The organism is Bacteroides sp. 11BF (assembly GCF_019633765.1).
GTDB lineage: Bacteria > Bacteroidota > Bacteroidia > Bacteroidales > Bacteroidaceae > Bacteroides > Bacteroides hominis.
On record NZ_JAFKPJ010000021.1, the window covers coordinates 1 to 20,232 of the forward strand.

Here is a 20,232-nt window from a genome sequence, read left to right on the forward strand (position 1 = left end):
AAGTACTGAAAGAACTTAGGCGACTTTTCCGTTGAAACGTTTATTACTCTTTTATTATATCGTTTATCAGGTTGTTGATTTTGCCAATAGGGTGATTGCATTCTGGGAAATCAAATAATTCCATTCTTTACGCAAGTTTCATTCTTTGTGTGATTTATTTTGTGTCCATACCGAGGGATTCTATCGTTTGGTTGATGTCTTTTTCGATCTCGAAGCGGGGAGTACTTATCAGAATGATAGTTATGTCTTTGAAAAATCAAGGGATGATATCTTTCAGGAATGAGGTTCTTCTTTATCTGATGTATTGAAAATCAGTAAGATGGAGAATATGGATTTTGTTGTTGAAATACTCGTTTTAACATGGCTTTAAAACAACTGTTTGGATAATAGGTAACAAATCTTTTAGACGCAAAAGACTTGTTGTTTGCATATAAGGAAGAAAGTGATATGCAAGCGGCATTAACAATGTTAATTGAGAAGAGATTTCTTAGTCGGCAGGTTCTTGTGCGGTACAGGACAAAAAAGAAAGGCAACCCTTTTCAGAGTCGCCTTTCGATTATTTAAAGTTGTTAACTTTGTCTGATTAGAGTTTCGGTCCAGCAGCAACCAACTTCTTACCAGCTTCGTTTCCAGTGAATTTAGCGAAGTTCTTGATGAAACGACCTGCAAGATCTTTTGCTTTTTCGTCCCACTGTGCTGAATCAGCATAAGTATCGCGAGGATCAAGGATCTTCGGATCAACACCCGGAAGTTCTGTCGGAACAACAAAATCGAAGAAAGGAATAACCTTAGTCGGGGCTTTGTCGATAGAACCGTCAAGGATAGCGTCGATAATACCACGAGTATCTTTGATAGAAATACGCTTGCCGCTTCCGTTCCATCCTGTGTTAACCAAGTATGCTTTAGCACCGGTCATTTCCATCTTCTTAACCAATTCTTCTGCATATTTGGTTGGGTGCAATGATAAGAATGCAGCACCGAAGCAAGCAGAGAATGTCGGAGTCGGTTCAGTGATACCACGTTCTGTACCAGCCAATTTAGCTGTAAACCCAGACAGGAAGTAATACTGAGCTTGTTCCGGGTTCAAGATAGATACCGGAGGCAATACACCGAAGGCATCAGCTGACAAGAAGATAACTTGTTTAGCGTGAGGACCTTTAGACACCGGTTTAACGATGTTTTCGATGTGGTAGATAGGATAAGAAACACGAGTGTTTTCTGTTACAGATTTGTCAGCGAAATTGATTTTACCATCAGCAGCTACTGTTACGTTCTCCAACAGAGCGTCACGTTTGATAGCGTTGAAGATGTCCGGTTCGCTTTCTTTATCCAGGTTGATAACCTTAGCGTAGCAACCACCTTCGTAGTTGAATACACCTTCGTTGTCCCATCCGTGTTCGTCGTCACCGATCAATTTACGTTTCGGGTCAGTAGACAAAGTAGTTTTACCTGTACCAGACAAACCGAAGAAGATAGCAGAGCTAGTTCCTTCCATATCTGTGTTAGCAGAGCAGTGCATAGAAGCGATACCACGAAGCGGGTTCATGTAGTTCATGATTGAGAACATACCTTTCTTCATTTCACCACCGTACCAAGTATTCAGGATAACTTGTTCTTTAGTCTTCAGGTTGAAAACTGTAGCAGTTTCTGAGTTCAGACCCAGTTCTTTGTAGTTGTCAACTTTTGCTTTAGAAGCGTTGAAGCATACGAAATCAGGTTCTCCGTAGTTAGCAAGTTCTTCAGCTGTCGGGCGGATGAACATGTTAGTTACGAAGTGTGCCTGCCAAGCTACTTCCATGATGAAACGTACTTTCATGCGAGTACCTTCGTTAGCACCACAGAAAGTATCAACAACAAACAGGCGTTTGTTAGAAAGTTCTTTAACGGCTTTAGCTTTCAGGTCAGCCCAAGCTTCTTCTGAACAAGGTTTGTTGTCGTTTTTGTATTCTTCAGAAGTCCACCATACTGAATTTTCAGAAGCTTCATTCTTAACGAAGAATTTATCTTTAGGAGAACGGCCTGTGTAAACGCCAGTCATTACGTTTACGGCACCCAATTCTGTTACTTGACCTTTTTCAAAGCCTTCCAGACCTGGTTTTGTTTCTTCAGCGAACAAAACATCGTAAGACGGGTTGTGCAGGATTTCAGTAACACCTGTAATACCGTACTTGCTTAAATCTAAATTTGCCATTTTCTTTTGAATTAATTAAAATTGGTATATTGTTTATTATCTCTTTCTGGCATTTGGAGAGGAATGTTTTTAAACATACCCTTGTAAATCGACTACAAAAGTAATGCTTTCTTTGGAAACAAAGAATATATTAGAGAAATTTTTCTTTAATAGAAACCGTTTTATATTTACGTAACAATATCTGCAAACTGAACGTTGCAAATTGAAAGATTATCACTTACTTTGCACCGTATAAAACCTGAATATTAAAACGCAGTTGAAAAGATGAAGATTATTAATTTAAGTGAGACAAACTCAATATTGAATCAGTATGTATCAGAGATAAGGAACGTTGAGGTTCAAAACGACCGCTTGCGTTTTCGCCGTAATATTGAACGTATCGGCGAGGTAATGGCTTATGAAATGAGCAAGACGTTCGCTTATTCGGTAAAGGAGATACAGACACCGTTGGGAATAGCACCTGTTAGTACACCGGACAATCAGTTAGTTATCAGTACGATACTTCGTGCCGGCCTGCCTTTCCACCAGGGTTTCCTGAGTTACTTCGATTATGCTGAGAATGCGTTCGTTTCAGCTTATCGCAAGTACAAAGATACGCTGAAATTTGACATACATATTGAATATATCGCTTCACCGCGTATTGACGGAAAAACTCTTATCATTACAGACCCGATGCTTGCCACAGGTGGCAGTATGGAGCTGAGTTATCAGGCTATGCTGACCAAGGGGCATCCTTCTGAGATTCATGTCGCTTCGATTATTGCCAGCCAGAGGGCTGTAGACCATATAGCCTCTATTCTGCCAGAAGATAAAACTACGATCTGGTGTGCCGCTATCGATCCTGAGATTAATGAGCATTCGTATATTGTTCCCGGTTTGGGCGATGCGGGCGATCTTGCTTTCGGTGAGAAAGAGTAAAAAAGATAGAAAAGGTGATGACCGGACAGCCTGCCTTCTTGCTCTCTGATTATGGATCGGGGAGAAGAAGGCAGGCTGTTTTTTTATAAAATGGTTTCTGATGGCAAGCAAGAAAGAAGAGATTTATGTATCTTTGTCACCACTATAATGAAACGTGGAAAGATATAATTAAAGTGAAAAATAAATTTTCTAAAATATTCTCAATAGCTGTTTATACGTCTTTTGCTTTATCGGTCGGGGCTTGTAAGAGTGATCCCGTCCGGCTGCCGGAACTGAGCGGGCACCGGGGAGCCGATTGCATCGCGCCGGAAAATACGTTGGCTTCAGCGGATTCTTGTATAAAGTATAAGATTGACTTTATGGAGTGTGATGTCTGTATCAGCAAGGACAGTGTATTTTATTTGTTACACGACTCTACTTTAGACCGTACGACGAATGGAACAGGACCGATTTCCGGATGGCTTTCGGCGGATATTGATACGCTGGACGCAGGTTCGTGGTTCGGAGAAGAGTTCAGGGGGCAGCGTGTACCCCGGTTGGAGGTTTTATTGCGCAAGGCTAAACAGAACGGATTAAAACTGACCCTCGATTATCGTTCGGGGGACTTCGGACAATTGCTCGGCCTGGTGCGCAGAGAAGGAATGCTGGAAAATTGTACATTCACTTTTTGGTCGGACAAACAAGCAAAAGCATTTCGTGAGGCGGCTCCTGAAGTACGGACTTTGCAAGCGTATGTGGGAGGTGGTGCCGAACTTGATAAGGTTATAGCGGAAATAAACCCTGATATTGCAGTTATCCGGATCGATTCATTGGATAAGCATTTGGTGGAGCGTTGCCATAAAAAAGGATTGAGGGTGCTTGCGTTGGCATTGGGCACCGACAATGTGGAAGAGTCCGACCGGAAAGCTATTGAACTTGGGGTGGATGTGTTGGCTACGGACAGACCGGAATTGTTTGTGAAGAAATACAGACCAGAGCATACATGGAAGGAATGAAACGATGCTGGGACAGATATGATCTAAAAATAAGGGGTATCGTTCAACGATACCCCTTATTTTTAGATCATATGAATTAACGGGAAGGGTGTTTTATTTTACTTCCCATGTTTCATTGGTCATCAGTAACTCCTTGAAGTTGTGATACTTCTTTTTGCCTTTCACTTCGTCGATCTGTTCAACGATTGCATCGTTATAGGTTGGAGCTTCCACGTCACGAATCACACCGAGTGCAATCGGGAAATCCGGTCCTTCCATCAGTGCTAACTTCAGTTGCAAAGTGTTGTCTTGGCTGTGGGCATCGTGAACCAGGATGTCTTTTTCCGTAATGCCGTTTTCGCCTACTTTCACCACTTTCAGTCCGAAACCTTCCTGCATCAGTCCGAATTCTTTGTTCTCACCGAAGAGCATCGGTTTGCCATGCTCCAGATAGATTGCATTCTTAGAACGTCCCTCTTTGGTTGCTACCGATTCGTGTGTGCCGTCGTTGAAGATGACACAGTTTTGTAAAACTTCTACGACTGATGCTCCTTTATGGTTGGCGGCAGCTTTCAGGACTTCGACAGATGCCGGTCCGTCTACTGCTACACAACGCGCAAAGAAGCGTCCGCGCGCTCCGAAGCAGAGTTCTGCCGGATGGAACGGGTCTTCTACGGTTCCGTAAGGAGACGATTTGCTGACGAAACCACGGTCGGAAGTCGGAGAATATTGACCTTTAGTCAGACCGTAGATACGGTTGTTCAACAAAATCATATTCAGGTCGATATTGCGACGTACCGCATGGATGAAGTGATTGCCGCCAATGGCCAGCCCGTCACCGTCACCGGAAATCTGCCAGATGGTTAAATTCGGATTAGCTACTTTGGCGCCTGTTGCGACAGCAGCTGCACGTCCATGAATGGTATGGAAACCGTAAGTGTTGACGTAATAAGGCAAACGGGAAGAACAACCGATACCGGAGATTACGGCAATGTTGTGTGGAGCTACTCCCAGTTCGGCCATGGCCTTGTGCAGAGAGTTCAGGAAAGCGTGGTCACCACATCCCGGGCACCAACGAGGCTGGCCTGATTTATAATCTTTTGCTGTATATACTGTTTCGCTCATCTCTTATTCCTCCAATAATTTAGTAAATGCTTCTACAAGTTCTCTCGTTACGAACGGCTGGCCCTTTACTTGGTTGAACTGGCTGATATTCAATCCGGGCACTTTCATGCGCAGATATCCTGCAAATTGTCCCAGGTTCTGTTCGGCCACCACGATCTTTTTGTATTTCTTCAGTACTTCAGCAGTGTTCTTAGGCAGCGGATTGATATATTGGAAATGGGCAAGTCCCACTTTCTTTCCGTTTTTGCGCATATGTTCCACAGCTGAATAGAGATGTCCATAAGTACCGCCCCAGCCAACTACCAACAGGTCGGCATCAGTATCGCCCTGTACTTCAAGTTCGGGGATGCTGTCGGCTATCTTTTCTATTTTAGCCTGGCGTAGAAGCGTCATTTTCTGGTGGTTCTCAGGTTCTGTAGAGATCACACCTGTTTCATTACTCTTTTCAAGTCCGCCGATGCGGTGCATGAATCCTTCTGTTCCGGGAACGGCCCAATAGCGCGCGCCGCTCTTTTCGTTACGTTGGAACGGAGTCCATGTTTCGGCCATCTCCGGTGTCACATACGGAGGTTTGATAGCCGGATATTCGTCCAGGTCAGGAAGTTTCCAGGCCGCAGAACCGTTGGCGATGAAAGCGTCGGTCAGCAGTACTACCGGAGTCATGTGCTCAAGAGCTATTTTGGCAGCCATATAGGCGGCATCAAAGCAGTTAGTGGGCGAAGTGGCTGCAATGACGGGCATCGGGCTTTCGCCATTGCGTCCGTAAAGGGCTTGCAACAGGTCGGTTTGTTCCGATTTGGTTGGCATACCGGTAGAAGGTCCCCCGCGCTGTACATTAATTACGACCAATGGCAGTTCGGCAATAACAGCCAGGTTCATGGCTTCGCTTTTCAGGCAGACACCCGGTCCCGAAGTCGTTGTTACAGCCAGATCGCCTGCAAAAGCCGCACCAACGGCCGAAGCACATCCGGCAATTTCGTCTTCACACTGAACGGTTTTCACCCCCATTGATTTATGTTTTGCAAGCTCGTGCAGGATGTCGGTAGCGGGAGTAATAGGATATGATCCTAAATAGAGTTCCAACCCGGCTTTTTCCGCAGCGGCGATCAGGCCGTACGATGTAGCTTTGTTACCATTGATATCGGTATAGAGTCCTGCGGCTTTCGGAGTTTTACTTTCAATTTTGTAAGTGGAAGTAGAAGCGTGCGTATTGGCTCCATAATTGTAACCGTCGTTCAGCACTTTGATGTTGGCAGCGGCAATTTCCGGTTTCTTGGCGAACTTCTCGTTCAGCATTTTCTCTGCGGCGGACAGGTTACGGTTGAACAACCAGCATACTAATCCGAGGGCGAACATATTTTTGCAACGCAGCATGGCTTTGTTGTCCAGTCCGGAGTCTTTGAGGCTCTCCTTGCACATCGATGAGATGGGCACTTCGAGCACTTGTTGTTTGATTCCCAGCTCTTCAAAAGGGTTGCCTGTTTTAAACTGTGCTTTTTCCAGATCTTTTTCTCCGAAGGAGTCGGAGTCAGTGAGGACCAGTCCCTGCGGTTTACAGAATTTAATTTGAGTTTTCAGTGCGGCGGGATTCATGGCTACCAATACGTGGCAATGATCACCGGGGGTGAATATTTTACTTGCGCCAACGTGTACCTGAAAACCTGACACACCTGTCAGCGACCCTTGCGGAGCACGGATATCTGCCGGATAATCGGGAAATGTACAGATGTCATTTCCAACCGTAGCCGACACGTTCGAGAAGATGTTGCCGGCCAACTGCATACCGTCGCCGGAATCGCCGGAGAAGCGAACAACCACTTCCTCCAATTCTTTAACCATCATTTCGTCTGCCATAATTCTATTTATATATTTAAATTTAGGATTAACATTAACCGGTGTTAGTGTGTTCTTAGAATATTAACCACCAGCGTGTCTTTTTTGTTTGTCACTTCCTTGTATATGTGGCAGGCAAAGTTCGCAAAGTTAAGTGACTTAACAAAATCTTTTCTGATTTATCTGTAGGGCTTTATTAAAAGATACCCGTTTTGCTGCTATTTTGTTCTCCGGAGTAAGCAATATGTCTGCATTTTGTCCGAATATAGGCATTCTGACAAGCAGATTGATATTGCTTCTTCACCCTTCTTCTGACGAATTGCTCTTCAATCGGCTTGATAGGTAGATATATGATTGTATTTTAATTGAATTTTCTTTCATTTTTTGTGTTTTGAGTTTATTCTTGTGATCGCTCGTCTATTCTTTATTGATATAGGAGGTATTTGCATATTCTTCTTGTATAAATCTATTCTTCGGGGTTTGCCAAATCGGGAGAATGCGTTATCTTTGCAGTCGATATCTATCATGGCCCTGTAGTTCAACGGATAGAATAGAAGTTTCCTAAACTTTAGATAGGGGTTCGATTCTCCTCGGGGCTACCATAAAACAAAAAGCCTCCTTCGCATAATCGCGAAGGAGGCTTTTTTATACCTTATAATATATCAGGCTTTATTCTTCTGTAGTAGTTGCCGGTGCCGAACCTTTTTTGTTTTTCAGCATCATATAAGCAATTGGAGAAGCTACGAACAGTGATGACAGTGTACCGATAACAACACCCAGAATCATTGCGAAGGCAAAGCTGCGGATAGAATCACCACCCAGGATGAAGATACACAGCAATACGATCAACGTACTCAATGAGGTATTGATGGTACGTGCCAGAGTTGTGTTCAGAGAGTCGTCGAACAACTGTTTCACATTGCGTTTCGGATACAGACTGAAGAACTCACGTACACGGTCGAAGATCACCACCTTATCGTTGATTGAGTAACCGATGGCAGTCAGGATAGCGCCGATGAAAGTCTGGTCGATTTCCAGAGAGAATGGCATCCAACCCCAGCACAGAGAGTATGCACCCATGATCATCAGCGTATCGCTGGTCAGAGCCGCTACCGAACCCACACTGTAAGCGATGTTGCGGAAACGGAGCAGGATGTACAAGCCGATGGCGATCAGGGCGAATACAACCGACCAGATAGCAGCTGTCTTGATATCGTCGGCGATACTCGGACCTACTTTCTGTGAACTGATAATACTGCCGCCTGTGTGGTTGTCACGGTCGATGAATGTAGCCAGGGTGATGTTCTGAGTCAGCATGGGTTTCAATGCTTCGTACAGGTAAGATTCGATTTCCGAGTCCACGTTGTTACCTTCGTCCTGAATGCGGTAGTTGGTACTGATACGTACAGTCTTCTTGTCGGTACCGATAGAGATGACACTTACGTTGGCGTCGCCGAATTTGTTAGAAATCAGCTCACGTACCTGTTCCGGTTCAATCGGATTTTCGAACTGAACCTTGAAGTTACGTCCACCGGTGAAGTCGATACTCTGGCTCAAACCGCGGGTTACCAATGAACCGATGCAGATCAGCAGGATCACGCCTGTGATAGTCAGCCATTTCTTGTTGCCACCCATAAAGTCGAAGTGGGTATTTACCAGCATCTTCTTTGAGATAGGTGAAGTAAATGTCAGATTCAGCAGTTTGTCTTTGTTCATGAAGTGTTCGTAAACCAGACGGGTCATGAACACGGCTGTGAAGAATGAACAGAGGATACCGATGATCAGAGTTGTGGCGAAACCACGGATCGGACCTGTACCGAAGTAGAACAGGATGATACCGGTGATGATAGAAGTCAAGTTGGAGTCGAAGATAGCAGAGAAGGCATTTGAATAACCGTCCGCCAATGCTTTCTTCACGCCCTTACCGCTACGAAGCTCTTCTTTGGTACGTTCGTAGATCAACACGTTCGCATCCACCGCCATACCGAGTGACAGCACCATACCGGCAATACCTGACATAGTCAGTGCGGCCTGGAAAGATGAAAGGATACCCAGCGTGAAGAAGAAGTTCAGCACCAAAGCGCCGTTGGCAATCATACCCGGGATGAATCCGTACATAGAGCACATATAGATCATCAACAGGATCAGAGCGACAACGAATGAGAAGATACCTGCGTTAATGGATTCCTGACCTAATGACGGACCAACGATGTCTTCCTGAACGATGTGTGCAGGAGCCGGCATCTTACCGGACTTCAATACGTTAGCCAAGTCCTTTGCCTGTTCCGGAGTAAAGTGGCCGGTGATCTGTGAGTTACCGCCTGTGATTTCGTTACTTACGTTCGGTGCGGAATATACATAGTTATCCAATACGATGGCGATGGACTTATTGATGTTCTGTTTGGTCAGCAATGCCCAACGGCGTGCACCGTCAGAGTTCATCGACATGCTTACAGACGGTTTGCCATATTGGTCGTAGTCGTCTTTGGCATCGGTTACAACGTCACCTTCCAGCGGTGCTTTGCCATTACGTTCGGTCGATTTGATAGCATACAATTCGAAAGTCTGTCCTTTCGGATCGTATTCGAACGGAGAAACACCCCATTTTAAACGGAGATCTTTCGGCAGTTCGGCAGCTATTTCCTTCATAGCGAGGTATGAATTGACAGTAGCTGTATCTTTGTAGTTGGCGTAACCTACTACGGGACCTCCGTTGGGGTTTACACTCAGGATGGCCAGTAGCGGATGTTCTTTTTTCAATTGTTCCAAATCGGCAGAAGAAGCCTGCTGTTTCTTTTCTCCGCCTTTCAGTGCGGCAGCAAGGCTGTCGGCGGCGCTGATTGCCTGATCGGCTGTAGCTTCCGCTACGGCTGTAGCTGTCGAATCTACTGCGGTAACAGTATCGTTGGCAGTAGTTTCGTGTGCCAGGACTGCGCGGAGTTTAGAGTCGGCAGCCTGCAAGTAAGGAGCTACTTCTTTGGCGTTGTATGTTTCCCAGAATTCAAGGTTAGCCGATCCCTGGAGCAACTTTCTTACACGTTCGGGTTCTTTGATACCCGGAAGTTCCACCATGATACGTCCCATTTTGTCCTCGAGGCTCTGGATGTTGGGCTGAACCACACCAAAGCGGTCGATACGTGTACGAAGCACGTTGTAGGAGTTGGTTACGGCAGCTTTTACTTCTTCTCTCAACACCTTCTCAACTTCGGCGTCAGATGATTTCTGGTTTACTTTGTCTTTGAGCTGTTGTGTTGCGAAGAGTTCAGAAAGCTTGGCACCCGGGGCAGTCTTGTGATACTCTTTAATAAAAAGCGTGATCACGTCGTCCTGGCTGGTAGTAGCTTGTTTGGCAGCTTCGGCCAGTGCTTTGTTGAAAGCTTCGTCGGGCTTGTTGTCAGCCAATGCTTTGATAACATCGGGTACAGACACTTCGAGGATAACGTTCATACCTCCCTTAAGGTCCAGACCTAAACTGATTTCCATTTCACGACACTGTTTCAGCGTATAGTTACCCAACCATACTTTCTCGTTGGAGAGAGAGTCGAGGTAGTCCTGCTCTACTTTCACATCGCCTTTCGCAAACTCTTTTGCCTTATTGGTATAATGGCGAGTCACGAAGGAGAAAGAGAGGTAGAACACGCATACCAGCGTGAGTAATACCGCAAAAACCTTTACAAATCCTTTGTTTTGCATTTTACTTTTAATTTATTATGATTACATTTTAATTGATTTCTGTCGCATACAAGGCTGCAAATATAGTTTTTTTTTCACATTCAGAAGTAATTAGGAGGCAAATATTTGAATGTGAAGGGGATTTTTGAGACGCTTTGGCGGATATTGGTGGAAGTATCGTTTGTCATTTTGGCAATATGTCAAATGAAGGCTCTCAGATTTCATTTTTTCGGCTCTTGACACAGGTTGCCCCGGAAAAACGGCTCTATTTCGTTCCGGAATTTATCGCATTTTCGGTTTTATCTTTCATTTTCTTTCAGAAAGAAAGCTGTGTGGACGTAAATGTTCCCGATACGTCTTCCGGGGAGGATAATCTGTCTTTTTGATGTTCCGATAAGGACTGTTGAGAGAAGGCTGTTAGAAGATTATAAGGTCCGGATAAGTGTTATTTTTCGGGACAATAGATGTAATTTGAATAACATATAGAGATATGGGGGAAAAGAAGTAAGCATTTTCCGAAAATGCTTACTTCTTTTGGGGTAAATGCTTACTTCTTTTCCCGAAAAGAAAGGGTCTTTTTGCTCTAAACCCCGGCTCATGTTGATGTAAACCCCGGCTTTCCGGTTCCAATTCACCGTTTTTTCTTCTGTCCGGCTCCTGGTTTGAGACTTTTTTCACCGGGTATGGTTAGCGAATAGCGCTTTTTACTGTCTTTTTGTTACTGAATCGGATCGGTGGGAAACAAAAGCGCACATTCCGCTTGTTGTGTCCCAAAGGCAGTACTGACGCATACGGGGCTGTGTGGATGCTGTAGGAACGAACTGTTTCCTACGATTAATCGGGGAGCGTGATGTAGCACCAGATGGGGTAATGGTCTGAGTCTTTGATCGAATTGTCTACCGTACATCCCGATGCTTTCAGATTCTTGCTGATCAGGATATTGTCGATCCGGAAGTAGAATTTATTCTGGTTGTACGAGATACCCAGTCCCCGTCCCGATTCGGTGAATGCGTCATCCAGATCTTGCGAAATAACTCGGTGGGCATACGATATGGGAGAGTCGTTAAAGTCGCCGCAAACGATGACCGAGGGGTAGGGAGAACGGGCTATTTCCTGAGCAATGGCGCGTGCCTGTGCCGAGCGGATAGCCGAAGCTTCAGCCAGTTTATTGACGAGTTGCCGGATACCGCTTTTCACTTTTCCTGCTTTCGGGTCTTTCAGCATGTCTTCGTATACTACTTTATCTTCGCGGGTAAGCTTGTTCGATTCAAGATGATTGTTTATCAGCAAAACGGTGTCTTTTCCTATTTTTATATCGTAAACCATGCTGCCGTTGTAGTTGCTCTGATAGTCGAGCATACGGGCGGAAAGAATGGGGAACTTGGAGTAACAGGCTATCTGGCTGCCGGCTCCCGTTTTTCCCACCTGTTTGATGTGACGATACGGGTAGTCTTTTAAGGCTTGTCTGATCTCTTTTTTGTTGAGGTGTATCTTGGCTGTTTCGGAACCCGCATACTCCTGCATGCAGACAATATCGGCTTTGCTGTTCTTTATATAGTTCAGAATAGGGTTCTGTCCATTCTCTTTCTTCATGTTGCCGAAGGACATGATGTTGTACGAAAGGAGTTTAATGCTGTTCTCCGGCTGTCCGGACGGCTCCATGTTGATGGGCATATACGTCCTGATCTGCGGATAACAAAGCAGGAATCCTAAAAGAGGTACTAACGCGAGACGGTAGCGCACGATAAGCCAAAAGATCAGAAAGCAGAAATTGATGACGAGAAAGATGGGGAATGTCAGTCCCAGACACGACTGCACCGGGTGTACTTCAGGGTTGATGTACGGACTGTAAGCTGTCAGCAGCAACATTCCGATGAAGAATGCGTTGACGGCCAGGAACAGGAATAGGGCTAATCTGCCTATATGCTTCATGCGTTATCTTTTGCTTGCGTCGAACAAGCTCTTTTTTTCTTCCGTAGTCAGGCTCTCGTAACCCGATTTCTTCAGTTTGTCGAGAATGCGGTCTATCTCGTCCGACTGTGCCTTTTTACGGGCATTGTAGTCGTAATCGTTCTGACGGGTATTGTTTCCGTAATGCACCTTCATTTTGGGTTTCCGTTTCCAGGTTTTGGCGCTGAACAGGGCGGCGATTGCGTCGAGCGCTTTGTTAACCCATGAAGTGATGTCTTTCCCTTTGTTCAGGCTGGCCGCAAACCAGAGTCCTGCCAGTGCCCCGCCCAGGTGGGCGATGTGCCCGCCTGCATTGCTTGAGGTGATAAAAAACAAATCGGTCAGCACAACGATCAGGGCCAGATACTTCAGACGCACATTACCGAAAAAGAGAAGGCGTACAGGATAATTGGGCTCCCGATAGGCGGTTGCCACTACGATGGCCAGCACCGAAGCCGATGCGCCTACCATGGTGGAGTAGGCGGTCATTGGGCGAAAATACGGAAAGACATTATAAGAGATCATATACAGCAGCCCGCCACAGATTCCGCCTACAATATAAAGGCCTCTCAGGTGTTTGCCCGAGAAGAAATACAGGAACAGCGAACCGAACCAATAAAGCCAGAGCATGTTGAACAGGATGTGCAGGAATCCTGCATGCATAAACATATAAGTAAAGATGGACCATGGTTGCCACACAAACCGTGTGAAGGATGCCGGCAAAGCTAATAATTCAAAGATTCCTGCCGCGCTCCGGTTGAATAACTGCAACAGGATACCGATCAGCGTCGTAACAACGAATACACCGACGTTGATGAATATCAGTTGGATATAGACGTTTCCTCTGCGAAACGCTTCTTTCAGGTCAGTTATAATATGTCCCATTGTTTCTGTTCTTTTTTCTCCAGTACATGATCAGGATAAATCCGAATATCATTCCTCCGAGGTGTGCAAAGTGTGCCACGTTATCACCCGGATTGTTGGCAAAGCCTGCGTACAACTCTATCAGGGCATATCCGATGACGAAGAACTTTGCCTTGATGGGGAAGGGCAGCGGGAAGATGAACAACTGCTGGTTGGGGAACAACATTCCGAAAGCCAGCAAGATGGCATATACGGATCCCGAAGCTCCCACTGTGGTCATCATGTTCAGGTATTCACTCATGGGGATAATGCCCGTACCGATGTTTACACTGGTATATTGCGACAGTTCGGTCACGTACTGTATGTATTGCACCACCTCCTGAAGTAGGCCTGCGCCCACGCCGCAGAGGATATAATAGAATAAAAAACGTTTCGGTCCCCATACTTGTTCAAGAATCCGGCCGAACATCCATACTGCGAACATATTGAAAAAGATGTGGCTGAATCCTCCGTGCATAAACATATAAGTGAATAGCTGTGCCGGATTGAAGTTGTCGGCGAGGAAAAAGTGGAGACCCAGATAATCGGATAAGTTAATCCCGTAGCTTTGCGCTACAAGTTGACCGAGGAATAGGAGGACATTGATAATTATCAGGTTTTTTGTTACAGTTGGCATTCTTCTAATTTGTTAATGTAATTAATGTGATAATGTGTGCATTAGCTCCTTTACACATGATAATAGACGCAAAAATACGAATAAATTCTGTTCTACAGCAGAAAAATAATCTACTATTAGTTCTTTTTCAATAATTTGATGTGTTTTTTTGATGTTTTTATTTGATATGTTGTTTTGTTACTCTATATTTGTGAGGATTTTAAGGATATCTTTTGTGTAACATATATTAATTAATCATTTACGTATTATGAATAAGGCTGAACTTATTAATGCAATGGCAGCAGAATCCGGTTTAAGTAAAGTGGATTCTAAGAAAGCACTTGAAGCTTTCTTTTCTTCGGTTACAAAAGCTTTGTCAGCTGGTGACAAAATCTCTTTGGTTGGTTTCGGTACATTTTCTGTAGCTGAAAGAGCCGAAAGATCAGGTATCAATCCTTCTACAAAGAAAGCGATTATTATTCCCGCAAAGAAAGTTGCTAAATTCAAGCCAGGTGCTGAGTTGGCAGATGCTATAAAATAAGCATTTATAGTTGAAAAGAAATTAAGAGAGGAGACGCTGATACGTCTCCTTTTTTTGTATCTTTGCGCGCAGAATAATAACTTGGATATGAAGATAGAAGATAAACTTGTGGCGTCCGTAATCAGCGGACTCAAAGCGCTTTACGGACAGGATGTGCCTGCTGCGCAAGTGCAGTTGCAAAAGACAAAGAAAGAGTTTGAAGGACACCTCACCCTTGTGGTATTCCCTTTCCTGAGAATGTCGAAGAAGGGCCCGGAGCAAACCGCACAGGAAATCGGTGAGTATCTGAAAGCCAATGAACCGGCTGTAGCAGCTTTCAATGTGATCAAGGGCTTCCTGAATCTGACCATCGCGTCGGCTGCCTGGATCGAACTGTTGAATGAGATTCATGCCGATGCACAATACGGCATTGTCTCAGCGGATGAAAATGCTCCGCTGGTAATGATTGAATATTCGTCACCCAATACCAATAAACCTCTTCATCTGGGCCATGTGCGCAATAACCTGTTGGGTAATGCACTGGCCAATATCGTCATGGCGAACGGAAATAAGGTAGTCAAAACCAATATCGTCAACGACCGTGGTATCCATATCTGCAAGTCGATGCTGGCATGGCAGAAGTATGGCAATGGTGAAACACCCGAGTCGTCGGGTAAAAAAGGCGACCATCTGGTAGGCGATTATTACGTCGCTTTCGACAAGCACTATAAAGCCGAGGTAGCGGAGTTGATGGAGAAAGGTATGACCAAGGAAGAAGCCGAGGCAGCCTCTCCGCTGATGAATGAAGCGCGTGAGATGTTGGTGAAATGGGAGGCGGGTGATCCAGAAGTGCGTGCACTCTGGCAGATGATGAATAACTGGGTATACGAAGGCTTTGATGAAACCTACCGTAAGATGGGAGTGGGCTTCGATAAAATCTATTATGAATCCAATACATACCTGGAAGGCAAAGAGAAAGTGATGGAAGGTCTTGAAAAGGGTTTCTTCTTTAAGAAAGAAGATGGCTCGGTCTGGGCTGACCTGACGGCGGAAGGATTGGATCATAAACTGCTGCTTCGTGGAGACGGAACCTCGGTATACATGACTCAGGACATTGGTACGGCCAAATTGCGTTTTGCCGACTATCCTATTAATAAGATGATTTATGTGGTAGGAAACGAACAGAACTATCACTTCCAGGTATTGTCCATCTTGCTTGATAAGCTCGGATTTGAGTGGGGCAAGAGCCTGGTACATTTCTCTTATGGTATGGTGGAACTGCCTGAAGGCAAGATGAAGTCGCGTGAGGGTACGGTGGTAGATGCTGACGACCTGATGGCGGAAATGATTGCGACAGCCAAGGAAACTTCTCAGGAATTGGGCAAGTTGGACGGGCTGACACAGGAAGAGGCAGACGACATTGCACGTATCGTCGGACTGGGAGCACTGAAATACTTTATCCTTAAAGTGGATGCCCGTAAGAACATGACCTTCAACCCGAAGGAATCTATTGACTTTAACGGTAATACAGGTCCTTTTATCCAGTATACTTATGCACGTATCCAGTCCGTTCTGCGTAAAGCAGCCGAAGCAGGCATTGTGATTCCGCAAGTGCTTCCGGCCAATATCGAGCTGAGTGAGAAAGAGGAGGGATTGATTCAGATGGTTGCCGACTTTGCCGCAGTAGTGCGTCAGGCCGGTGAAGACTATAGCCCGTCAGGTATCGCCAACTACGTTTACGATTTGGTGAAAGAATACAATCAGTTCTATCATGACTTCAGTATCCTGCGTGAAGAGAATGAAGACGTGAAACTGTTCCGTGTCGCTCTGTCTGCCAATATTGCCAAGGTTGTCCGTTTGGGAATGGGATTGCTGGGCATTGAAGTACCGGACAGAATGTAAGATATTCTTTGAATAAAAATAGAAACTACGGGATTTCTTTAGTCAGAACAACTGCTAAAGGAATCCCGTAGTCGTATTTGCCTCATAAGTTCCGGAGAAATTATTGCAGATCCTGATAGTCCCAGATTTTATGTGACTTGCCATCTTCGCTTATGATGCCACCGGAACAATATTTGTAAACGAGTTCCTTTTGGAAGCTGCCGATGGAACTTGCTTTTCCGTTTATCCAGTCGCTAAAACCGGGGTAAGTCTCAAAAAGACTGTTCTTTTCCTGCGGATAACTGAACGTACCGTTACCACTCGCTACGGCAAGGCCGTAAGGCATATTCTCCTTATTTACCATATCGTATACTTTGTAATCGATATCTGAACTGGCAGCGTACATCCGTTTTCCGTCTACTTCGATAAACCAGGCTACCCATGCTGCTTTTTGTTCTGTTTTGGCGAAAGCATAGTTTTGTATATTGGTTGAGGAGAGCCTATAACGTATGGGAGTATTGTCGTCAACCGTATTGATGAATCCCTGTTTTCCTGAAAACAAATCAGTCCTTACGTCATTACTGATAATATGTTCGGAACCATCGGACAAGATGCATCCCAATTTTATCGTTTTAATACTTCCTAAAGCAATCGGTTGGATTTTTATGCTTTGCCAGGTTTCGTCAGGGTGTTGGTAAGCGTGATTGCTTGCAGTGTTTTGTACGTGAATGATTAAGTCATTGTAATCATAATCACCGTTTTGCGTATCTTCAAACATGACTGCCTGCCAGGTCTTGGCGTAAGTGGTCTCGGCACCTTCTTTTAGAACATCATAACTAATGTTGATCCCATCTCCCGCACGGGTCGAAACTGCCGTATTTTTAGGTATACGGATGGTGATGGGTTCATTGGCTACGGCTATGGTGTCTTCTCCGTAAGTCACAAAGGTCGTATACCCTTCTTTGATAGGCACGTCGAAATCCTGAGAGGTTTCGCAGTTTGCCACACGTGTTTCAATAATCTGAGAATAATCTTTCTCGTCTTCGATGCAGGAAGCCCACAATGCAATAGAGGCAACTGCTAAAATGACTTTCTTCATAGATTGTTTGTTTTGTTTGTCCGGCAAAGATATGCAATAAAAGTGATAACTTGCTGAATAATAGTTGGGAAAATAAAAAAAACACAAATGATACAGATGCTGCACACTTCTCGGGAAAGTTGGCAGATTCTGTATCATCCGTGCTTTTTAATCGGGGAGCCTTGAGTATGGCTATTTCTTCTTGGCATAGCGTCCGCGTTTCGGAGCGCTTTCTGCCTTTTCGCTTTGCAGTTTAATGATTTCCAGACAAGTCTTGTAATTCAGGTCGGCCGGTACTACATCTTTCGGGATTTTATAGTTACTTCCTTTATAAGTAATGTATGGGCCATACCTGCCGTTAAGGATTTCCATTTCCGGATCTTCATCGAATTTTTTGATGTGCTTTTTCGCTTCTGCTTCGCGCTTGCCCAGAATCAGTTCGATAGCTTCGTCCAATGTAACTTCCAGCGGATCGTAGGTTTTGGGCAAAGACACATATTTAGAGTCATGGTATACATAAGGTCCGAAACGTCCTGTACCGATGGTTACGGTTTTTTCTTCAAATTCTCCTACTTTGCGCGGCAATTTGAATAAATCCAGTGCTTCTTCCAGTGTGATGGTCTCCATGGACTGCCCTTTCTTCATCTGTGCGAAGCGGGGTTTGTCCGTATCGTCGGCTGTGCCGATCTGTACAACGGGACCGAAGCGTCCGATTTTTACCGATACGGTTTTTCCGGTTTTAGGTTCTTCTCCCAAGATACGTTCGCCTACCTTATGTTCGGTTTTAGTAGCCAGTGTCGTTTCCACTGACGGATGGAACTCCTTGTAGAAGTCCTTCATGATGCTTGTCCATTTTTTATCACCTTCGGCTATTTCGTCGAATTGCTTTTCTACGTTAGCTGTGAAGTTATAATCCAGGATGTTGGGGAAATATTCGGTAAGAAAGTCATTTACTACAGTACCGATGTCGGTCGGCAACAGTTTCGATTTCTCCGCCCCGACAACTTCCGTGTGTTTGACATCTGTAATTTGATCATCCTTCAGAGTCAGTATGTCGAATGAACGTTCTTCTCCGGTTTTATCGCCCTTCTCTACATATTCGCGTTGTTGGATGGTGGAGATAGTCGGTGCGTAAGTTGACGGACGTCCGATTCCCAATTCTTCCAGTTTGCGCACCAGGCTGGCTTCAGTGTAACGCGAGGGGCGTTGTGTGAAGCGTTCGGTAGCTACAATGCCCTGATGTTCCAGTATCTGTCCTTTTTTCAGGGGAGGCAGCAGGTGGCTCTCGTCTTCCTGTTCGTTATCATCGTCATACGACTCTTTGTATACGCGCAGAAAACCATCGAATTTAATAACTTCTCCAGTAGCGGTGAATTTGTCGCTTCCGCTACTGATACCAATGGTTGCCGTTGTTTTCTCCAATTCGGCGTCTGCCATTTGTGAGGCTATGGTACGCTTCCAGATCAGGTCGTATAGCTTTCTTTCCTGCGCCGATCCTTCGACAGTCTGGTTTTCCATATAAGTCGGACGAATGGCTTCGTGCGCTTCCTGAGCACCCTTGGTTTTTGTAGCAAAGTGGCGGGGATGCACATACTGTTCACCCATCATCTGTGCGATGGCGGCCTTGCTGCCTTCTGTGGCGTATTCCGACAGGTTGACCGAGTCGGTACGCATATAAGTGATCAATCCCGATTCATAAAGTTTCTGGGCAACCATCATGGTCTGTGCTACAGTGAACCCGAGTTTGCGGGCTGCTTCCTGTTGCAAGGTAGAAGTCGTGAAGGGAGCCGCCGGACTTTTCTTTACCGGGCGGGTTACGATATCTTCAATGGAGAATGTGGCAGCTTTGCATGACTCGAGGAACTTTTGGGCTTCCTTTTTCGTCTTCAGGCGACGAGCCAGCTCCGCTTTCATCTCTACCAGTTTACCATCGGCATCCGGTACCAGGAAAACCGCAGTGACACGGTATGAGGCTTCACTTTTGAAAGCCTGTATCTCGCGTTCGCGTTCTACAATCAGTCGTACTGCTACCGATTGTACCCGGCCTGCAGAGAGCGCCGGTTTCACTTTCTTCCACAGCACAGGTGAAAGTTCGAAACCTACGATGCGGTCTAAGATGCGGCGGGCCTGCTGAGCGTTCACCAGGTTTATGTCAATGTCGCGCGGCTGTTCGATAGCCTTCAGTATGGCTGTTTTGGTGATTTCGTGAAAAACGATACGCTTCGTATTTTCAGGTTTCAGTTTCAGTACCTCGTAAAGGTGCCATGAAATAGCTTCTCCTTCACGGTCCTCATCGGATGCGAGCCATACGGTTTCCGCTTTGCTTGCTTCCTCTTTCAGTTTATCGACCAGCTCTTGTTTCTCTTCCGGTATTTCATATTTGGGTTTGAAATTCTTTTCTATATCGATAGAAAATTCTTTTTTCTTCAGGTCGCGAATATGTCCGTAACTTGAGAGAACTTTAAAATCTTTCCCAAGAAACTTTTCAATCGTTTTTGCTTTTGCTGGAGATTCGACAATGACAAGGTTTTTCTGCATATCTGTGATATTAAAACATATAAATTGCCCGCA

The 20,232-nt window shown here is 45.1% G+C and carries 13 protein-coding genes and 1 tRNA gene; 5 read left to right on the forward strand and 9 right to left on the reverse strand.

Annotated elements, in window-relative coordinates; all coding sequences use genetic code 11:
- Positions 1–583 precede the first annotated feature (583 nt).
- Complete coding sequence (gene pckA, locus JZY04_RS18090) at positions 584–2,191, reverse strand: phosphoenolpyruvate carboxykinase (ATP) (protein ID WP_122142302.1); 1,608 nt, start codon at positions 2,189–2,191, stop codon at positions 584–586.
- A gap of 264 nt (positions 2,192–2,455) precedes the next feature.
- On the opposite strand from pckA, the gene upp reads away from it, so the two are divergent.
- Complete coding sequence (gene upp, locus JZY04_RS18095; RefSeq protein WP_005811733.1) at positions 2,456–3,109, forward strand: uracil phosphoribosyltransferase; 654 nt, start codon at positions 2,456–2,458, stop codon at positions 3,107–3,109.
- A 125-nt stretch (positions 3,110–3,234) separates the two neighbouring features.
- Entirely contained in the window at positions 3,235–4,104 is an 870-nt protein-coding gene (locus JZY04_RS18100) for a glycerophosphodiester phosphodiesterase family protein (protein ID WP_227560282.1), read from the forward strand.
- Positions 4,105–4,197: 93 nt separating this feature from the next.
- Here JZY04_RS18100 and JZY04_RS18105 read toward each other — a convergent pair whose 3' ends face one another.
- The gene (locus JZY04_RS18105; RefSeq protein WP_005781799.1) at positions 4,198–5,208 is read right to left on the reverse strand and encodes a 2-oxoacid:ferredoxin oxidoreductase subunit beta; all 1,011 of its coding nucleotides are present in this window, start codon (positions 5,206–5,208) and stop codon (positions 4,198–4,200) included.
- 3 nt (positions 5,209–5,211) lie between these two features.
- Positions 5,212–7,062, reverse strand: coding sequence for a 2-oxoacid:acceptor oxidoreductase subunit alpha (locus JZY04_RS18110; RefSeq protein ID WP_005811730.1), 1,851 nt, complete (start codon positions 7,060–7,062; stop codon positions 5,212–5,214).
- Between the two features lie 506 nt (positions 7,063–7,568).
- Here JZY04_RS18110 and JZY04_RS18115 point away from each other — a divergent pair.
- Positions 7,569–7,643 (forward strand) — tRNA-Arg (locus tag JZY04_RS18115).
- A 67-nt stretch (positions 7,644–7,710) separates the two neighbouring features.
- Here JZY04_RS18115 and secDF read toward each other — a convergent pair.
- The 4 genes from secDF to JZY04_RS18135 form a co-directional block, all read right to left on the reverse strand.
- Positions 7,711–10,734 carry a protein translocase subunit SecDF gene (secDF, locus tag JZY04_RS18120; RefSeq protein ID WP_122142301.1) on the reverse strand — a complete coding sequence of 1,008 codons (3,024 nt, stop codon included), beginning with the start codon at positions 10,732–10,734 and terminating at the stop codon, positions 7,711–7,713.
- Positions 10,735–11,547: 813 nt separating this feature from the next.
- Positions 11,548–12,645, reverse strand: coding sequence for an endonuclease/exonuclease/phosphatase family protein (locus tag JZY04_RS18125; protein WP_122142300.1), 1,098 nt, complete (start codon positions 12,643–12,645; stop codon positions 11,548–11,550).
- Between the two features lie 3 nt (positions 12,646–12,648).
- Positions 12,649–13,548, reverse strand: coding sequence for a rhomboid family intramembrane serine protease (locus tag JZY04_RS18130; protein ID WP_005781812.1), 900 nt, complete (start codon positions 13,546–13,548; stop codon positions 12,649–12,651).
- On the reverse strand, positions 13,529–14,203 hold the full coding sequence (locus JZY04_RS18135; RefSeq protein WP_005781814.1) for a rhomboid family intramembrane serine protease: 675 nt from the start codon (positions 14,201–14,203) through the stop codon (positions 13,529–13,531). Before JZY04_RS18135 ends, JZY04_RS18130 begins: the two co-directional genes overlap by 20 nt.
- 247 nt (positions 14,204–14,450) lie before the next feature.
- Here JZY04_RS18135 and JZY04_RS18140 point away from each other — a divergent pair, with 247 nt between their 5' ends.
- Positions 14,451–14,723, forward strand: coding sequence for an HU family DNA-binding protein (locus tag JZY04_RS18140; protein WP_005781816.1), 273 nt, complete (start codon positions 14,451–14,453; stop codon positions 14,721–14,723).
- 87 nt (positions 14,724–14,810) lie between these two features.
- Positions 14,811–16,604 carry an arginine--tRNA ligase gene (gene argS, locus JZY04_RS18145; protein WP_032530971.1) on the forward strand — a complete coding sequence of 598 codons (1,794 nt, stop codon included), beginning with the start codon at positions 14,811–14,813 and terminating at the stop codon, positions 16,602–16,604.
- Between the two features lie 100 nt (positions 16,605–16,704).
- Here the strand turns inward: argS and JZY04_RS18150 are convergent, their stop codons facing one another.
- Both JZY04_RS18150 and topA read right to left on the reverse strand, forming a co-directional pair.
- Entirely contained in the window at positions 16,705–17,682 is a 978-nt protein-coding gene (locus JZY04_RS18150; RefSeq protein ID WP_032530943.1) for a DUF4842 domain-containing protein, read from the reverse strand.
- Positions 17,683–17,853: 171 nt separating this feature from the next.
- Entirely contained in the window at positions 17,854–20,199 is a 2,346-nt protein-coding gene (topA, locus tag JZY04_RS18155) for a type I DNA topoisomerase (protein WP_122142299.1), read from the reverse strand.
- Between the last annotated feature and the right edge of the window lie 33 nt (positions 20,200–20,232).